This is a genomic window from Pseudomonas spelaei (assembly GCF_009724245.1).
Lineage (GTDB): Bacteria > Pseudomonadota > Gammaproteobacteria > Pseudomonadales > Pseudomonadaceae > Aquipseudomonas > Aquipseudomonas spelaei.
The window spans coordinates 36,834-56,102 of record NZ_WNNK01000028.1; the positions used below are offsets into that span (position 1 = coordinate 36,834).

Sequence of the window (19,269 nt, forward strand, 5' to 3'; positions counted from 1 at the left end):
TCAAGGCAGCTACCTAATCTTCAAGGCTCCTTCTTGAGCGAGCCTTGTGATGCCGATCCGTGTTTTTTTCCTGCCGACCTGCGTGCTGTTGACGCTCGTGCTGACCGGTTGCAGCGCAACGTCCGGCGCGCCGTCGACGCTGATCGCGGCGCAGCCGGCATTGCGTCTGTCCCAAGAGACGAGCGCGCCGTTGCCCGCTCGCTGGTGGCAGCTTTATCGCGACCCGCAGCTTGATGCGCTGGTGGAGCGAGCCCTGCGCCATAACAAAGACCTTGAGGCGGCTGCCGCCCATGTGGATGTCTTGTTGGCGCACCTGGAGCAGGTCGATGGCGAGCGCCAGCCATCCACATCACTGGGTTATGGCCTGGCTTATGGTCGCAGTCTCGATGATCAGACGTTGGCCCAGGCCACCCATCAGACTGCCGATGGCCAGTGGAACCATTCGCCTGAGTTCTCCTTGAGTTACACCCTGGACCTGTGGGGCGAGGTACGTTATCGCATGGCTGCTGCCCGCGCTGACGCCGAGGCGGCTCGTGCCCTTGAAGACGAGTTGCGGGTAACGGTGGCCGCACAGACGACCCGTGCCTATGCCCAGGCGTGTGTCTATGGGCTGCAAGGCCAGGTGCAGGCACATTCGGTGCAGTTGCTGGAGCGCAGTGTCGAGATCACCGGGAAGTTGCAAAAGGCCGGTGCGGCGACCGATCTGGATGAGCTGCGCCTGAAGGGCTTGCTGGAAGAAACCCGCGCGCCATTGCCGATCTTCGCCGCGCAACAGAAAAACGCCTTGTACGAACTGGCGGTGCTCAGCGGCCTGCCGCCGGGGCAGGTTGCCCTGCAAAGTTGTGCCCATGGCCCGCAGTTGCAGGCGCCGTTGCCGGTCGGTGACGGCTGGGCCTTGTTGCAACGCCGGGCCGATATCCGCCGCGCCGAACAGCGCTTGCAGTCCGCCACGCTGTCCATTGGCGTGGCGCGTGCCGAACTGTACCCCCGCGTCACCTTCGGGGCGATGCTCGGGTCCTCCGCCAGTAGCCTGGGCAAACTGGGCGGCGGCGATGCCGTGGTGTATTCCGTTGGCCCGCTGGTGTCCTGGCGTTTCCCCAATCGCCAGACTGCCCAGGCGCGAGTCAAACAGCATCAGGCCCAGGAACGCCAGGCCCAGGCGCGATTTGACGGCACGGTGCTTACTGCCCTGAAGCAAGTCGAGCAGGCCTTGGCGTTGTACCAGGGCGAGCAGCTGCGTCGCCAGGCGTTGGGGGCCGCGCTGGATAACAGTCGCCAAGCCCATCTACTGGCCAGCCGCAGCTATCGGGCCGGGGCGCTGGATGCCCTGCAATTGCTGGATAGCGAACGCAACCTTGTCAGCCTTCAGGCCAGCCTGGCCCAATCCGACTTGCGTTTGATCAACCGTCAGATCGATGTTTTCCAGGCGCTGGGCGGTGGCTGGCAACGTGCTGAACAATCCATTGCCGACCTTGGAGCAAAACCATGAATCAGGCTGTTGAACCCTCCACCCTTAATCCGCTGTTGAACCAGACGTTCAGCCAGCGTCACCGGCGCCCGCTATTGATCAGCGTCTCCCTGGCAGCGTTGTTGGGGTTGGGCGTATTTGCCGGATATTGGTGGAACCTGGGGCGTTTCCTGGAGGAAACCGACGACGCCTATGTGCGCGCCGATTGGGTTGCGATCAGCCCGCGGATTGCCGGTTATGTCGCCCAGGTGCTGGTGGAAGACAATCAGCCGGTCAAGGCGGGGGATGTACTGGTGCGCATTGAGGAACGTGACTTCACCGAGCGCCTGAACAGTGCCCAGGCGCAGTTGCAGCAAGTGCAAGCGGCGGCGAATGCACAGCAGGCCACGTTGCAAACCCTGGACGCACGGATGAGTGAGCAGCAACAACGTATCGCCCAGGTCCAGGCGGCCTTGCGCAGTGCCGAGGCTGAGGCCCGACGGGCGCAGTTGGACTATGCGCGTTATCGCGAACTGGTGGCGCAACATGTCGCCACCGCCCAACGCCTGGAGACGGTCAGTGCAAGCCAGGCCCAGGCGCAAGCGGCCGTTGCCGTGGCCCGTGCTCAGGTCGCCCGACAACAAGCCCGGTTGCAGGTGTTGCAGGCCAGTCGCCAACAGGCGCAGGCGCAAATCATTGAGCATCAAGCCAGGGTCGGCGAGGCTCAGGCCAATCTGGCCCTGGCGCGCAATGCTTTGAGTGACACGGAAATTCGTGCGCCCTTTGACGGTGTCGTCGGGCAGCGCAAGGTACGTCGTCAGCAATACGTTATGCCCGGCCTCCCGCTGCTGGCGGTGGTACCTGTGGAGCAGGCCTATGTGATTGCCAATTACAAGGAGACCCAGTTGCAGCGCATGTTGCCCGGGCAATCGGTGGAGATCGAAGTGGACAGTTTCAGCGGCCAGCACTGGCACGGTCAGGTGGAAAGTATCGCCCCGGGTTCCGGTGCGGTGTTTGCGCTGTTGCCGCCGGACAACGCCACGGGCAACTTCACCAAGGTTGTGCAGCGTTTTCCGGTGAAGATTCGATTGGTACCGGAGGGGGACGAGACGTCCCGGATTTTGCCGGGCATGTCGGTGATCGCTACCGTCGATACGCGTCCGGGCGTCAGGCAGGAGCATGTCCATGGGGGCTGATAGGCACTCATCCAACGTCTCGTTTCGTGCCTGGGTCGCGGTGATTGGCGGCCTGTTTGGCTGCTTCATGGCCGGCATGAACGTACACGTCACCAGCGCTGCCTTGCCGGAAATCGAAGGGGCCTTGGGCGCGACTTTCGAGGAAGGCTCATGGATTTCCACTGCTTACCTGGTGGCGGAAATCATCATGATTCCGCTCACGGCATGGCTGGTCCGGGTGTTCTCCCTGCGTCGGGTGATGTTGATGGGCTCGGGGGTATTTCTGGTGGCGTCGGTGGCGTGTTCGCTGGCGCCGAACCTGACGACCATGATCATCATCCGTGTGATCCAGGGAGCGGCCGGGGCGGTGCTGATTCCGCTGTCGTTCCAACTGATCATCACCGAGTTGCCGGCGAGCAAGATCCCCCTGGGCATGGCGCTGTTCAGCCTGGCCAACAGCGTGGCCCAGGCTGCCGGGCCATCCATGGGCGGCTGGTTGACCGACGCTTATTCATGGCGCTGGATTTTCTACCTGCAACTGTTTCCCGGTATTGCATTACTGGCGGCGGTGGCCTGGTCTATCGACCGCCAACCGATGAACCTGGGGTTGCTGCGTCAGGGTGATTGGCTCGGGATCGTTTGCATGGTGCTGGGCTTGGGTGCGTTGCAGATCGTGCTGGAGGAGGGCGGGCGAAAAGACTGGTTTGGCTCAAGCTTTATTATCTGGATGACGCTGTTGGCGGTGCTCGGACTGGTGGGGTTTATTGGCCGTCAGTTGCGGGGCGCGCACGCGTTTATCAACCTGCGGTTGCTGGGGCACTACAACTTTGGTGTTGCCAGTGTGGCGATGTTTATCTTCGGCGCCAGTACCTATGGGCTGGTGTTTCTGGTACCCAATTACCTGGCGCAGTTGCAGGGTTACAACGCCCGGGAAATCGGTGTCAGTTTGATTGCCTATGGCTTGGTGCAATTGATCCTGGCGCCATTTCTGCCGCGCTTGATGAAGTGGCTCAGCGCCAAACTGTTGGTGGCGTCGGGTTTTGCAATCATGGCCCTGGGGTGCTGGATGGGGGCGCACCTGTCGGCGGACAGCGCCAGCAACGTCATCGTCCCGTCCATTGTGGTCCGGGGGATTGGCCAGCCGTTGATCATGGTGGCCTTGTCGGTGCTGGCGGTGCATGGGCTGGCCAAGGCCGAGGCGGGATCGGCTTCGGCGGTGTTTTCGATGTTGCGTAACCTGGGCGGGGCCGTTGGCACGGCATTGCTGGCGCAACTGGTGGTGGTGCGTGAACGGGTGCATTCGGCGCGCATCGGCGAGTCGGTGACGGTGTTTGAGCCTGCGCTGCAACAACGGCTGCCCGGTGGCGGCATGTTGGATGAGCAACTGCCGGATCATCAGGTGGTGTTGAACCTGTTGGATCAGGGCGTGCGCCATCAGGCGTTTTTGATGGCCTACAGTGATGCATTTTTTCTGGCGTGCGTGGCGCTGGCCGCGTGTGCAGTGGCGGCGCTGATGTTGCGGCGTACTGGATAGGGTATTACTGCTCATATCTGGTAGCGGCCACTGTGCCGATGCCATTCGTTATTACCGCCCAGCCAAGCTTTGACCCCGGCCAGAAAACGCCTGAGCGGCGGTGAGGCATCTTTGAGCAGTTGATACTCTTGGACTTCATAAGTGCGCACGATGCCATCGTGGATGTCGGCGGTCAGATGCATGGCCTCTTGAAGGGTGCAATGGTGCTCTGCTGCAAGTAGCAGCGGCAGGTTGAAGTCACCTATTTCGGGCACGCTCTCCTTGGGTGCCGAATACAAGTCATTGGCAATGATGGTCGCGCTGGCGGCAAGGGTCGTAATCCGCCGCACGGGGGCATAGGAATAGAGGTTGGCATCGAGCTCATATCCACCGACCACGTCGATCAAGGCCATGCACGGCAGAAAACTATTGACCTGGCGATGGGCCAGGTATTCCCACACAGATGGGCTTGCATGTTCGATTCGCCATGTCGCTTCGGCACCCATGGTGACGAACATTGCAGCTACTTCGTGGCGAGCGCGGGCCATCTGTGATGGGGTGGCGTACGACGCCAAGTGGTTCATGTAGCCACACAGCCCTCTGAGTACCGGATCCTGCTCCAGAGCCCGCTCAAGTTTTTGAGCATAAGGCGGGTTCAGGTGTGCAGGCTCCAGGGCCGCGAGTGCCAACGACAGGCGAGGTCCCAGTAGCCTGGGGTTGGAGCCACAGCGCTCGTCATCACAATAGTGATCGTCTACTGCGAACAGTGCTGCAATGCAGGTTGCCGACAACAGCAACCGATCCGGGTCGTTGGTATCCGCATGGCACAGCATGGCGAACCGGCCGAAGTTCGAGGCGCGAACCCGCTCTGACTGGCCGGGGAAAATCCCCATGCGCTCGACCCATGGCAACAGCAGTTCATTGACCTGGTTACCCAATGACTCATCAATGCGCGCAGGAGGCGGGCAATGAAGGGTGGGAACCACCAGGGGGTTGGCAGAGCGGTTGTTCTGGCTCATCCCAGGATCTCCTGTCTTGTCAGTCGTTGTTGCGGGGAACGATCAACGGGTCGCTGTTCAATGCTCCGGTATACAGTAGCCTGTGCAGTTCGTTCCGTGCTGAGTCCAATTCGCCATAACGGGCCTGTACATAGGTTTTAGCCGTCGAATGAAGTTTTCGGTGATGTATTGACCTTTGAGGATCAAACACCGTCCACCATCGATGTACACCAGTGCCGAAGGGGGCTCTCCGGCTCCGGGCAGGCGACTACCGAGGGCCAGAAGGCCAGTACGTCCATGGTTTGCAGAATCTGTTGGGCGACGTGTACCTCTCGCTCACGCTTGCCTTGAGGTTCTGGTGTCAGAGGAATTGGCTCATGAGGCGATCCAGAATCAGTGGGCTTGAACCTTCGGTTTGAGGCCTCGAAGCAGCAGGTCCAGGCTTTGTAGCGCGTCATTCAATCGCCCCCCCGCTCCTTCGTCCCCGGCGATCCACAGTGCCGTGTCCACCAGGCTGCCATTGATTAGCCGGGCCAGTGCGTGGCTGGGCGCTTGTTCGATTATTCCGGCATCCATCAACGCATCGAGCAACAGACGCAGCGAGTCGACACACTGTTGCTGGTTTGCCGATGCGGCATCCCCCAGCACCGCCGGCGCATCCTGCAGCACGATGCGCTGGATCTCGGGATCCTGCGCCATGCGCAGGTAGGCACGGCAGCGTTCGCAAAAACCACCCCAAGGCTCGTCGGCCTGGTCCGTGATGTGTTGTAACCGGGCGTCCATTTCGCTATCGAGTTGCGCAACGACGGCCGCCAGCAAACCTTTCTTGTCGCCAAAGTGGTGGTACAACGCACCGCGGGTCAGGCCGGCCCGGGCGGTGAAGTCGTCCATCGAAGTATTGGCGTAGCCTTGGCTGGCGAAGGCCTGGCGGGCGCTGGAGATCAGGCGGGCGCGGGTGTCTTCGATCATCTCGGCACGGGCTCGGCTCATGGGCGGGACTCGTCGTGGGAAGTGATTGACATACGGTACGTATGTTGCGCATGATTTTCCACATACGCACCGTATGTATTTTGCCTTGTTAACCCGAGATAGCAAGTTAAAGGGCACTCAGGAAGAGGTTGCACCGTATGGCAAACCCTTACGCCGAACTGTTCCAGGCGCCAGGTTCCCGGGCGTTTGTATTGGCCGGCATGCTCGCCCGCATGCCCATCTCCATGACCGGTATCGGCTTGATCACCATGCTGTCGCAAGTCCATGGAGGCTATGGTTTGGCCGGGGCCGTGGCCGCGACGTTTGCCCTGGCTACGGCATTTTGTGCGCCTCAGGTTTCGCGCCTGGTGGACCGTTATGGTCAGGGCCGTGTGTTGCCGATAGCGGCTTCGATGGGAGGTGGCGCACTGTTGCTGTTGTTGCTCTGCACTCGTTTGCAGGCACCAAGCTGGACCTTGTTTATTTTCGCCGCCCTGGCCGGTTGCATACCCAATATGTCGGCCATGGTGCGGGCGCGCTGGACCGAGCTGTACCGGGGCCAGCCCAAATTGCAGACGGCCTTTGCCCTGGAGTCGGTGCTGGATGAAGTGTGCTTCATCCTTGGGCCGCCGCTGTCGGTGGGTTTGTGCGTGGTGCTGTTTCCCGAAGCGGGGCCGTTGATTGCCGCGTTGTTGTTGGCGGTAGGTGTCACTGCCTTTGTCCTGCAAAGGCAGACAGAGCCACCGGTTCACGAGTACCACGCCCATCACGGCCAGTGGTTGATTGCCTCGCCTTCGGTGCTGACGCTGATGATCCTGCTGACCGCCATGGGCACGATTGTGGGTGTGGTAGATGTGGTCAGCGTCGCGTTCGCCCAGCACCAGGGCCAGCCGGCTGCCGCCAGTATCGTGTTGTCGGTGTACGCCATTGGTTCGTGCCTGGCGGGGCTGGCCTTTGGCGCGCTCAAATTGAAGACACCATTGCCTCGCCAGTTTCTGTATTGCGGTGTGGCCACGGCCCTGACCACGCTGCCGCTGTTGTTGGTGGTGAATATTCTTGGCCTGTCAGTGGCAGTCTTCGTGTCGGGACTGTTCTTCGCCCCGACCCTGATCGTGGCCATGGCCCTGGTGGAGCGGGTGGTGCCTCCCAGTCGCTTGACCGAAGGCATGACCTGGTTGATCACCGGGTTGAGCATCGGCGTGGCGATTGGCGCGGCCAGCTCCGGCTGGATGATCGACCGATTCGGCGCACCCAGTGGGTTCTGGGTGGCGTTGGTGGCTGGCGCAGTGGTGCTGGGAGCAGCGGTGTTGGGGTATCGGCGGCTGGGGTGATTACCCCGTTACGAGCGCACCGTGATGTTGCAGGAACTCGTTCAGCGCCTGTCGCGTCAGGTCGTTCAGTGTCACTTTCTGTCGGGTCGCGGCCAAGGCCGCGGCCAAATGCAGGTCATGGCCGACCCGAACGTTGAACGAGCCCTTGCAAGGTTTTTCGGGTGTTTGGCCGAGGCTGTGGCAGGTGTCGAGGTAGTCGTCCACCGCGTCGCGAAAGGCGGCTTCCAGTTCGGCGACGGTTTTGCCTTCATAGCTGACGAGCGCCTTGATGAATAGAAGCTTTCCGAACAGGCAATTGTCTTCGATGCTGGCTTCGATCGAGCCGATATAGCCGTTGTGTTTCAACTGGTTATTCACTGAATCAGGTCTCCTGATTTCAATTGTTCGATGATCTGGCGCCGAATGTAGTGTTTCAACTCGTTGCCGGGATGCGGTTTGTGCAGGGTGATCATTGCGCTCGGATCGCCCTTGTCGAACTTGACGCGACTCCCGGCCCCTTCGATTTGTGTGTAGCCCAGTCGACGCAGCAGCGTGACGAGTTCGGGCCAGGTAAAGGCCATTTGCTCATTGAGCAGTTTGGCCAGCAGCTTTTCATTTTTCGACACGGCGATCCTTGCCTGTAACTAAATGTAGTTGCAATGGGTGGGGTCCGTCAATCATAGGACGACCTCGGCAGGCCTTCTGAACTTTGATGTAACCCCTGATGACATCGCCGGTGTCCGGTTTTTCTCCCTTCAAGACCCCGCTAATTTTTCCCGCCCGGATTCGTTTTATAGGGACGACGTGCCTTTGTGCTTCCCGCCTATTGCTCCGGATCCCAAGAAATGAACGCTGAAGACTCCCTGAAACTTGCTCGCCGGTTTATCGGGCTGCCCCTGGAAAAACGCCAGATGTTCCTCCAGGCGCTGCAAAAGGAAGGGATCGACTTCTCCCGTTTTCCAATTCCGGCCAGTGTGGAGGCGGATGACCGTCAGGCGTTGTCCTACGCCCAGCAGCGAATGTGGTTTCTTTGGCAACTGGACCCGCAAAGCGGCGCTTACAACCTGCCCAGCGCGGTGCGCCTCACGGGACGCCTGAATGAGTCGGCCATGGAGCAGGCCTTTGCCGGGCTGATCGAGCGCCATGAAACCCTGCGCACGGTGTTCGTCCAGGACGCTGACGACCAGCCCCGGCAGGTGCCTGTGGCGCAAGCGCTGCACATCACCCGTGCAGATATTTCGACCATGACGCCCATTGACCGGGAAGCCTGGGTACAGGCTGAAGCCGAGCGCGTGGCCTTGCAGCCTTTCGACCTGAGCCAGGGGCCGCTGCTGCGGGTGCAGTTGATCAAACTGGCCGAGCAGGAACACGTGTTGCTGCTGACCTTGCACCACATCGTCTCCGATGGCTGGTCCATGGGCGTGTTGATCGAGGAGTTCACCCGACTCTATGGCGCGCCCGACGCCGGCCAAGTCGCCAACCTCCCACCGTTGCCGATTCAATACAGCGATTACGCCCTGTGGCAGCGCCGCTGGCTGGAAGCCGGCGAGCAACAGCGCCAACTCGCCTATTGGCGTGAAGCACTGGGTGATGAGCACCCGGTACTCGACCTGCCCACTGATCACCCGCGTCCCGCCCGCCCCAGTCAACGGGGCGCTCGCCATGAGTGGGTGATTGCCCCCGACCTGGCCGACGGCTTGCGCCAGAGCGCCCGCCAGCAGGAAGTCACGCTGTTCATGTTGCTGCTGGGGGCGTTCGGCACCTTGTTGCACCGCTACAGCGGCCAGGCCGATATCCGCATCGGCGTACCGATTGCCAACCGTAATCGCAGTGAAATCGAAGGCCTGATCGGTTTTTTCGTTAACACCCAGGTGCTGCGTATTCAGTTCGATGCGCAGACCCCAGGCGATCAGTTGCTGCGGCAGGTAAAGGCCGCCGCATTGGGCGCTCAGGCCCATCAGGATCTGCCGTTCGAGCAACTGGTCGAAGGCCTGGACCTGGCCCGGGACGCCAGCCACCACCCGCTGTTCCAGGTGATGTACAACCACCAGCCGCAAGTCGCCAATCTGGAGACCTTGGCGGTCAGCGCCGACCTGCAGTTAAGCGCGGTGGAGTGGTCCAGCCGCACCACGCGCTTTGACCTGACCCTCGACACCTTCGAGCGTGGCGGGCAGTTGTGCGCAGCGTTCACCTACGCCAGTGACTTGTTCGACCCGCACACCATCGAGCGGATGGCCGAGCATTGGCAAACCCTGCTCGCGGCCTTGGTCCAGGCGCCGAAGGCCCGCGTAGGCGACTTGCCGTTGCTGGCTGACGACCAGGTGCAACAAGCGCTGGTGCAATGGAACAACACCCAGGCCGAGCGTGATCCGGCACTGTGCATTCATCACTTGATCGAGCGCCAGGCAGCCGCCAGGCCTGACACGACCGCGCTGGTGTTCGCCGGCCAATCCCTGACCTACCAGCAACTCAACCAACAGGCTAATCGCCTGGCACACCGACTGATCGCCCTGGGTGTTAGCGCCGATGTGCCGGTGGGGATCGCCGTCGAGCGCTCCCTGGACATGATTGTCGGCATGCTGGCCATTCTGAAAGCGGGCGGGGCCTACGTGCCGCTGGACCCGGATTTCCCGGCCCAGCGCCTTCTGCACATGGCCGAGGACAGTGGTATTCATCTGCTTGTGACCCAGTCAGGCCTGGTCAAACGATTGCCTGCCCTGGTCGGCGTCCAGCACCTGCTGATCGAGCAGCACGACGAGCAACCGGCCAGCAATCCGGATGTGGCCCTCGATCCCGATCACTTGGCCTACGTGATCTACACCTCCGGTTCCACCGGCAAAGCCAAGGGCGTGACCCTCAGTCACCGCTCGCTGGTCAACTACGTGCAAGGCATCCTGCAGACCCTGCCGCTGGCCGACGCCCGCAGCATGGCCGTGGTCTCGACCCTGTCCGCCGACCTTGGCCACACTACCTTGTTCGGCGCCTTGTGCTCCGGTTGCACCTTGCATGTGCTGGGCCTGGACCTGACCCTGGATGCCGAGCGCTTTGGTGCCTACATGGCCGAGCAGCAGATCGACGTGCTGAAGATCGTGCCGTCCCACCTGGAAGCGCTGCTCAGTGATGACCCGCATGCCGGCGGGCTGCCTCGCCAATGCCTGATCATGGGCGGCGAGGCGGCATCACCGGCGCTGCTGGCGCGGATTCGTACTCACGGCGATGGCTGCCGGGTGATCAACCACTACGGGCCAACCGAGACCACCGTGGGCGTGTTGACCACCGCGAACGAAGCGCCCACGCAGTCGGTGTTGCCGCTGGGGCGTCCGCTGCCCAACACCACCGCATATATTCTGGAGGACGGCCTGCAACCGGCGATGGTCGGGGCATCTGCCGAGCTGTATCTGGGCGGCGCGGGTCTCGCGCGCGGCTATCTGGGCCGCGCGGCCATGACCGCCGAGCGCTTTGTTCCGCATCCATTTGGCACGACCGGTGAGCGCCTGTATCGCACCGGTGACCTGGCCCGTTATCGGGCTGACGGCAGTATCGAATTCAAGGGCCGGGTCGATCATCAGGTCAAGGTCCGTGGCTATCGGATCGAGTTGGGTGAAATCAACGGCTGCCTGCGTCAGCACCCTGGTGTTCGCGAAGCCGTCACCCTGGTGGCTGGCGCAGCGGACAACCCGCATCTCGTCGCCTACGTGGTGCTCAAGGACGGCTGCAACAGCGACGACCTGCGCACGGCCCTGGGCCACGAGCTGCCGGAGTACATGGTGCCCGCCATGTTCGTCAGCCTCGACGCGTTGCCACTGACCCTCAACGGAAAACTCGACTTGCAGGCCCTGGCAGCCTTGCAGCAAGACCTGCCGCAAGTGGTGCATCAGGCGCCGGTCACCGACCTGCAACAGCGTCTGGCGGCTGTTTGGGCTCAGGTGCTGAAAATCGATCAGGTCGGTCTGCAAGACAACTTCTTCAGCCTCGGCGGCCACTCCTTGCTGGCCACACAAATCATCTCCCGGACCCGGCGCGTGCTGGGCGCCGATGTGGCTCTGCGCACGGTGTTCGAAACGGCCACTTTCGGCGAGTTCTGTGCGGCGGTGGAGCAGGGTGATCCGTCCAGCACCCGCCCGGTGATCACCCGATTGACCAACCAGCAACCCCGACGGGCCTCGTTTGCTCAACAACGCCAGTGGCTGTTCTGGACCCTCGAACCCGACAGTGTCGCCTACCACACGCCGATCATCGTCAAGCTGCAAGGCGAACTGGATCACACCGCCCTGGAGCAGACCTTCGCTGCCCTGGCCACCCGGCATGAAGCCTTCCGCACCCGCTTCGTGCTGGACGGCGATGTGCTGTGCCAGCACGTCGATGCGGTGTCCCGCGTCACCGTGCAATGGCAAGTACTCGAGGGGCCGGTCGAGCCGGCGGTGATGGCTGAAACCCACAGCCTGTTCGACCTGGCCGAGGGCCCGCTGATGCGGGTCAAGGTGTTCCAGCTCGATGCGCAACAGCACTTGCTGGTGGTGACCTTGCACCACATTATTTCCGACGGTGCCTCCATGGGCGTACTCGGCCGTGAATTCGCCGCCCTGTACGCGGCCTTCCAGGCACGCCAACCGCTGGAGCTGCCGGCCCTGACGGTGCAATACGCCGATTACGCCCAGTGGCAGCGCGACTGGCTGGCGGCCGGTGAAATGCAACGTCAACTGGACTACTGGCGCGGGCAACTCGGCACTGAGCATCCGCTGCTGGAACTGGCCACTGATCACCCACGTCGCGACGGCCAGGGCTATCGCGAAGGGCGCGTGGATTTCACCCTCGACCCGACGCTGGCCGCCGGCGTCCGTGCCTTGGCTCAGCGCAGCCAATTAACGCTGTTCCAGTTCTTCGTCGCCTCGTTCGGCCTGCTGCTGCAGCGCTACTCGGGCAGTGATGACCTGCGCATCGGCGTCCCTGTCAGCAACCGCAACGCCCAGGAGCTGGAAGGCGTGGTGGGTTTCTTCGTCAACACCCTGGTGCTGCGCCTGCAACCCGAACCGCAGTTGTCGGTGTTGGCCCTGTTGCAACAGGCCAAGGCCACCGCATTGGCAGCCCAGGCCCATCAGGATTTACCGTTCGACAAACTGGTGGAAGCCCTCAACCCGCAACGCAGCCTGCAGCACAACCCGCTGTTCCAGGTGATGTACAACCACCTCAATACCGTCGGTGCCGCTGGTGCCGACAGTCTGCCGGGGCTTCGTGCCGCAGAAGTGGTGCTGGAAGGTGGCATGGCGCAGTTCGACCTGACGTTGGAAACCCTGGAAACCGATCACGGCATCCGTGCGGCGTTCATTTACGCAGCTGACCTGTTCGAGGCGTCCACCTTGCAAACCCTGGCGGGTCAGTGGCGTCAGCTATTGGCCGCAATGGTCGCCGATCCGCAGCAAGCCATCGGCGAACTGGTGGTGCACACCGACGAGGAACAGCGTGCGCTCATCAGTCACGGTCAGCGACCTGAAGGTGAGTACGCCAGCGTCATCCATCTGTTTGAACAGCAAGTCAGCCAAGCGCCCGATGCGATTGCGCTGATTGCCGGCGATCAGCGCCTGAGCTACCGCCAACTGGATGCCCGGGCCAATCATCTGGCCCAGCGCTTGCTCGATGCGGGTGTCACCGCCGAGATGCCGGTGGGCCTCGCATTGCCGCGCAGCGCCGAACTGGTGGTGGGCCTGCTGGCGATCTTCAAGGCCGGTGCGGCGTTTGTTCCGCTGGACCTGCAATACCCTGCAGAACGCCTGGCCTACATGATCGAAGACAGCGGCATCGCCGTGCTGTTGACCCAGGCTTGCGTGGTTGAGCAACTGCCAACTGTCGACGGTGTAGGCACCGTGCTACTGGACGGTGCGCAGGAACAAGTCATCGTACCGACCTTGAGTGGCCTGCGCGGCGAAGGGCTTGCCTACGTCATCTACACCTCCGGCTCCACCGGCCAACCCAAGGGCGTCGGGATTGAGCATGCAGCCCTGGCCATGCATTGCCGGGCGGCGGGTGAGCGTTATGCAGTGACTCGCGACGATTGCCAGTTGCAGTTCGCGTCCATCAGCTTCGACGCGGCGGCCGAACAGATTTTCATGCCGCTGATTCACGGCGCCAGTCTGGTGCTGGGAGAGGTTGGCCAATGGTCCTTCGAGCAACTGTTAACGCAGATTCGTCAACATCGCATCAGCATCCTCGACCTGCCGCCAAGCTATTTGAACGCTATGGCGCAGCATGCCGATCCAGCAGAGGCGGGTGTGGATGTACGTGTGTGCATCCTCGGTGGCGAAGCGTGGGGCGCAGGTCAGTTAGCGGCGCTGAAGATTATCCGTGCCGCACAGCTGTTCAACGCCTACGGCCCGACCGAGGCGGTGATCAGCCCATTGATCTGGGCCTGTGATGAGCAGCGTCTGGCGCAGGGCACCTACGCGGCCATCGGCGCACCGGTTGGCGCGCGTTCGGCCTGTGTGCTGGATGGCAACCTCAACCTGCTGGCGAACAATGCGGTCGGCGAGCTGTACATCGGTGGCGAAGGCCTGGCGCGTGGCTACCTGGGCCGCCCAGGCCAGACTGCCCAGCAGTTTGTCCCGGACCCATTCAGCGCTACCGGTGCCCGGTTGTACCGCACGGGCGACCTGGCTCGCCGTGATGCCGATGGCGTGTTCGACTATGTCGGGCGCATCGACCATCAAGTGAAGATTCGTGGTTTTCGTGTCGAGTTGGGCGAGATCGAGGCGCGCTTGCTGGCGTTGCCGCAGGTTCGCGAAGCCGTGGTCCAAACCTCGGCTGCCCGGCAACTGGTGGCTTATCTGGTGCTGAGCGATGAATCAGCCGTGGACGCAATCAAGGCCCAACTCGGTGCCAGCCTGCCGGACTACATGCAGCCGTCCCACTGGGTGCTGCTGGACGCGTTGCCATTGCTGCCCAGCGGCAAGCTGGACCGCAAGGCCTTGCCGGAACCTCACATCAGCCAGGCTGAAGACCACTACCTGGCGCCGCAGAACGCCATGGAGCAACAGCTCGCCGAGATCTGGGCGCAAGTGCTCAAACTCGAACGGGTCGGTGTGCAAGACAACTTCTTCGACCTGGGCGGCGACTCGATCATCTCGATCCAGGTGGTGAGCCGGGCGCGGCAGGCGGGGATTCATTTCAAGCCCAAGGACCTGTTCCAGCACCAGACGGTACAAGGTGTGGCCCGTGTCGCGGTACTGGGCGACAGCGTGCAGCGTATCGATCAGGGTACGGTCCACGGTGATCAGCCACTGCTGCCGGTGCAGCAGGTATTTTTTGAAGAAGTGCGCAGCCAGCGTCATCACTGGAACCAGTCGGTGATGCTGCTGTGTCGCCAGCCTCTGGAGCCGCAACGCCTCGAGCAAGCCTTGCAAGCGCTGATCAGTCACCACGACGCGTTGCGCCTGGCCTTTGCCGAAGGCGACGACTGGCAAGCGCATTACCCCGAGCGGGACCCGCAACCCACCATCCTCTGGCAGGCTGAAGGCTGCACGCAGCAGGGCTGGCAAGCTTTGTGCGACAAGGCCCAGCGCAGTCTCGACCTGGCCCATGGGCCGCTGGTGCGGGGCGTACTGGCGACCCTGGCCGACGGGCAGCAGAAGCTGTTCCTGGCGATTCATCACCTGGTGGTGGATGGCGTGTCCTGGCGCATTCTGTTTGAAGACCTGCAAACAGCCTATCGCCAACTGGCCGAAGGCAAGCCCGTGCAACTGCCCCTCAAGACCAGCGCCTTGCAGACCTGGGGCCAGCAGTTGGCGCTCTATGGCGCCAGCCCCACGTTGCAGGCTGAGTTGCCGTTCTGGCAGGCCCAGCAAGCTATAGGTGAACAGGCATTACCCGGCGCCAATCTGGCGGGCGGCCAGCTCAATCGCCATGCCGTCACCGTCCACAGCCGTCTGGATAAATCCTTGACCCGACGTCTGTTGCAGGACGCCCCGGCGGCGTATCGCACCCAGGTCAACGACCTGCTGCTGACCGCTCTGGCGCAGGTCATGTGCCGTTGGACGGGGCGCGACAGCACGGTGATTCAACTGGAAGGTCACGGCCGCCAGGAGCTGTTCGACGGCATCGACCTGACCCGCACCGTGGGTTGGTTCACCAGCCTGTTCCCGGTGCGCCTGACCCCGGCGGATCAGCTTGGCCGCTCACTCAAAGCCATCAAGGAACAACTGCGCGCCGTGCCCAACAAGGGTATTGGCTACGGTGTGCTGCGCTACCTCGGCGACGATGCCTGTCGCGCCACACTGCACAGTGGGCCGACGGCTCCCGTCACGTTCAACTACCTGGGCCAGTTCGACGGCAGTTTTGATGATGACCAGGCATTGTTCGTCCCCTCCGGCGAAAGTGCCGGCGCCGACCAGAACGATGAAGCACCTCTGGGCAGCTTGCTGACCCTCAACGGTCAGGTCTACGACGGCGAACTGAGTCTGGGCTGGACCTTCAGCGGCCAGGTTTTCGATGAGGCGGTGATTGCCGGTCTGGCCGACGAGTACAGCGCGATTCTGGAGGCGCTGGTCGAGCATTGCTGCGAAGCCGGTGTGGTCGGATTGACGCCTTCCGATGTACCGCTGGCCGGCTTGAGCCAAGCACAGCTCGACGGTCTGGGATTGCCATTGGCTGAGCTGGATGATCTCTATCCGCTGTCGCCGATGCAGCAGGGCATGTTGTTCCACTCTCTGTATCAGCAGGACGGTGGCGACTACATCAATCAGATGCGCGTTGATGTACACGGTCTGGACGTGGCGCGCTTCAAGGCGGCCTGGCAGGCGACGGTGCAGGCCCACGACATCCTGCGTTCCGGCTTCATCTGGCAGAGCGAACTGGGGCGGCCGCTGCAATGGGTCCACCGGCAACCGGCGCTGCCGTTTGCAGAGCATGACTGGCGTGGTCGTGAGGGCGTGCCTGCAGCGTTGGAGGTGCTGGCGATTGAGGAACGCCAGCGTGGTTTCGAGCTGGCCGAGGCGCCATTGTTGCGCCTGGTGCTGGTGCAAGCCAGTGATGACACCTGGCACTTTATCTATTCCAACCACCACATCCTGATGGACGGCTGGAGCTATTCGCGGCTGCTGGGAGAAGTCTTGCAGCGTTATCACGGCCAGGCCGTGGCGGCGCCGGCTGGGTGTTATCGCGATTACATCGGTTGGTTGCAGGCCCAGGACGGCGTCGTCAGCGAGCAGTTCTGGCAGCAACAACTGGTGGTGCTGGAAGAGCCGAGCCGACTGGCGCCTGCCTTGTCGGCGTTCGGCAGTCTCGACACTACCGTCAGTCGCGCGGCACATATGCGCCAAATGGATGCCGTCGCCAGCGATCACCTGGCTGCCTTTGCCCGTGCCCAGAAAGTCACGGTCAACACCCTGGTGCAAGCAGCGTGGTTGCTGCTGTTGCAGCGTTACACCGGGCAAAACGCCGTAGCGTTCGGCGCGACCCAGGCCGGGCGGCCGGCGCAGGTGCCGGGTGCCGAGCAACAGATCGGCCTGTTCATCAACACGCTGCCAATCATCGCTGAACCTGCGGCACAACTGACCGTTGGCCAGTGGCTGCAGCAGGTGCAAACCCTCAACCTGGCGGTACGCGAGCACGAACACATGCCGTTGTTTGAAATCCAGCGTCTTGCGGGCTTGGGCGGTGAAGCGCTGTTCGACACGCTGCTGGTATTTGAAAACTACCCCGTAGCCGAAGCCCTGCAACAAAGCGCCGCCACCGGCCTGACCTTCGGTGAAGTGCTCAGCCATGAACAAACCCACTATCCGTTGGCCCTGGCCGTAGAAGCGGGGGAGACGCTGATCCTCAACTTCGACTACGCCACCGCACAGTTCAGCGCCCAGGCCATCGAGCGCTTGGCAGCACACTTGCTCAACGTGCTGGCGCAACTGGTGCAAGGCCCGGATACCCGCCTGGGTGGGATCGCGTTGATGAACGCCGCGCAAGAAGCCGCGGCGGTGGCAGCCGGTTCGGCGGCCAGCAGCGTTCCTGCGTTGTTGGTGCACCAGCGCATTGCGCAGATTGCTCGCCAGACACCCACGCACACGGCGGTGGTTCAAGGTGAACGCAGCCTGGATTTTGCCAGCCTCGACCGTCAGGCCAACCAACTGGCCCACGCCCTGATCGCCCAAGGCGTCGGTCCGGAAGTGCGCGTTGCAGTGGCCTTGCCCCGCAGTGAACACCTGCTGGTAGCGTTGCTCGCGGTACTCAAGGCCGGTGGTGCCTACGTGCCGCTGGACATCACCCATCCGGCAGAACGCCTGGCCTACCTGATGAGCGATTGCGCGGCGGCGCTGGTGCTGACGGACTCGACCTTGACCGCACAGATGACCCTGGCCACTCACGCCCGTGTCGTCGAAATCGACCGCCTGGACCTGGCGCCCTGGCCGCAGACCGAGCCGTTGGTGGTGCTGCACCCGGACAACCTGGCCTACGTGATCTACACCTCCGGTTCCACCGGCCAGCCCAAAGGCGTGGCGGTAACCCACGGCCCGCTGGCGATGCATTGCACCAGCATCGGCGAGCGCTACGGCATGACCCCGGCCGATTGCGAATTGCTGTTCATGTCGTTCGCCTTCGACGGTGCCCATGAACGCTGGCTGACCACCTTGACCCACGGCGGCCGCGTGCTGCTGCGCGATGAAGAACTGTGGACCCCGGAGCAAACCTTCGACGCCCTGCACCGTCACGGCGTGACCGTCGCAGCGTTCCCGCCGGTGTACCTGCAACACCTGGCCGAACACGCGCAAAAGGTCGGCAACCCGCCGCCGGTACGCATCTACTGCTTCGGTGGTGATGCGGTGCCCCAGGCCAGTTTCGAACTGGCACGGCGCGCCCTCAAGCCGCAGTTCATCATCAATGGCTACGGGCCGACAGAAACGGTGGTCACGCCGCTGATCTGGAAGGCGGGCAGCGATGATCACTGCGAGGCGGCCTATGCGCCAATCGGTACCCGCATCGGCGAGCGCAGCCTGCAAGTGCGTGACCCGGAGCTCAATCTGCTGCCTGATGGCCTGTCCGGTGAGCTGTACCTGGGCGGCTACGGCGTGGCCCGTGGTTACCTGAACCGCCCAGCCATGACCGCCGAACGCTTTGTGCCGGACCCGGCCAGTGACAACGGCGCACGCCTGTATCGCTCCGGCGACCTGGTACGCCAGCGTGAAAGCGGGGTGATTGATTGCCTGGGGCGTATTGATCATCAGGTGAAGATTCGCGGTTTCCGTATCGAGCTGGGTGAAGTGGAAGCGCGGCTCAAGGACCAGGCCTCGGTGCGTGACGCACTGGTGGTGGCCCAAGACAGCGCCCACGGCAAGGTATTGGTGGCCTATCTGGTGGCCGAGCCGTTTGTGCAGGCGCCCAACGAGTTGGGTAAAACCCTCAAGGGCGCCCTGGAAAGCGTGTTGCCGGGCTACATGGTGCCGTCGCAGTGGGTGGTGCTGGAGCGCTTCCCGCTCAACCCCAACGGCAAGATCGACCGCAAGGCCCTGCCGTTGCCGCAAGCCATGACCGCCGCCCATTACAGCCCGCCGGTGGGTGAGCTGGAGCTGCAGGTGGCGGCGATCTGGGGCGAAATTCTCAAGCTGGATCGCGTGGGCCGCGAAGATGCGTTCTTCGAATTGGGCGGCCACTCGCTGATGGCCACGCAAGTGGTGATGCGCCTGCGCCAGCAATTGCAGGTGGATGTGCCGTTGAAGTTGTTGTTTGAAACCCGCGACCTGGCCGACTTCTGTGAACAGGTGGCGCTGTTGCAGGCTGGCGGCGACGACCTGGTGGATGAGTTGACTAAATCGTTGGGGGATCTCACACGTCTATCAGCTGAAGAGCTTGAGAAACTGATTTCCTAACGAGGGACCTG

Annotated in this window: 8 protein-coding genes and 1 pseudogene; 5 read left to right on the forward strand and 4 right to left on the reverse strand. The window is 62.4% G+C overall.

The annotated features are described in order from the left end of the window. The first annotated feature begins 49 nt into the window (after nucleotides 1–49). Genes GNF76_RS25155 through GNF76_RS25165 form a run of 3 tightly spaced genes read left to right on the forward strand, consistent with a single transcriptional unit; the run spans nucleotide 50 to nucleotide 4,156 of the window. Nucleotides 50–1,489, forward strand: a complete 1,440-nt coding sequence (locus GNF76_RS25155) for an efflux transporter outer membrane subunit (protein WP_155585786.1) — start codon at nucleotides 50–52, stop codon at nucleotides 1,487–1,489. Next, a complete protein-coding gene (locus tag GNF76_RS25160; protein ID WP_155585787.1) occupies nucleotides 1,486–2,643 on the forward strand; it encodes an HlyD family secretion protein in 1,158 nt (385 codons plus the stop codon). The genes GNF76_RS25155 and GNF76_RS25160 overlap by 4 nt, the downstream gene beginning before the upstream one ends. After that, the gene (locus tag GNF76_RS25165; protein WP_379652591.1) at nucleotides 2,633–4,156 is read left to right on the forward strand and encodes an MDR family MFS transporter; all 1,524 of its coding nucleotides are present in this window, start codon (nucleotides 2,633–2,635) and stop codon (nucleotides 4,154–4,156) included. The genes GNF76_RS25160 and GNF76_RS25165 overlap by 11 nt, the downstream gene beginning before the upstream one ends. Nucleotides 4,157–4,167: 11 nt before the next feature. On the opposite strand, the pseudogene GNF76_RS25170 reads toward GNF76_RS25165, so the two are convergent. Continuing rightward, nucleotides 4,168–5,172: pseudogene (locus tag GNF76_RS25170) on the reverse strand (family 2 encapsulin nanocompartment cargo protein terpene cyclase); the annotation flags it as partial. Between the two features lie 354 nt (nucleotides 5,173–5,526). Beyond that, complete coding sequence (locus GNF76_RS25175) at nucleotides 5,527–6,123, reverse strand: TetR/AcrR family transcriptional regulator (protein WP_155585790.1); 597 nt, start codon at nucleotides 6,121–6,123, stop codon at nucleotides 5,527–5,529. Nucleotides 6,124–6,260: 137 nt separating this feature from the next. Between GNF76_RS25175 and GNF76_RS25180 the strand changes: the two genes are divergently transcribed. Continuing rightward, nucleotides 6,261–7,433: an MFS transporter gene (locus GNF76_RS25180; RefSeq protein WP_155585791.1), complete on the forward strand. Its 1,173-nt coding sequence runs from the start codon at nucleotides 6,261–6,263 to the stop codon at nucleotides 7,431–7,433. On the opposite strand, the gene GNF76_RS25185 is transcribed toward GNF76_RS25180, so the two are convergent. Beyond that, nucleotides 7,434–7,790, reverse strand: coding sequence for a type II toxin-antitoxin system HicB family antitoxin (locus GNF76_RS25185; RefSeq protein ID WP_178123571.1), 357 nt, complete (start codon nucleotides 7,788–7,790; stop codon nucleotides 7,434–7,436). Then, nucleotides 7,787–8,038 (reverse strand): type II toxin-antitoxin system HicA family toxin, encoded by a 252-nt coding sequence (locus GNF76_RS25190; RefSeq protein ID WP_169355221.1) that lies wholly within the window; start codon nucleotides 8,036–8,038, stop codon nucleotides 7,787–7,789. The genes GNF76_RS25185 and GNF76_RS25190 overlap by 4 nt, the downstream gene beginning before the upstream one ends. Before the next feature lie 219 nt (nucleotides 8,039–8,257). Between GNF76_RS25190 and GNF76_RS25195 the strand changes: the two genes are divergently transcribed. Next, a complete protein-coding gene (locus tag GNF76_RS25195) occupies nucleotides 8,258–19,258 on the forward strand; it encodes a non-ribosomal peptide synthetase (protein WP_155585792.1) in 11,001 nt (3,666 codons plus the stop codon). The last annotated feature ends 11 nt before the right edge of the window (nucleotides 19,259–19,269 follow it).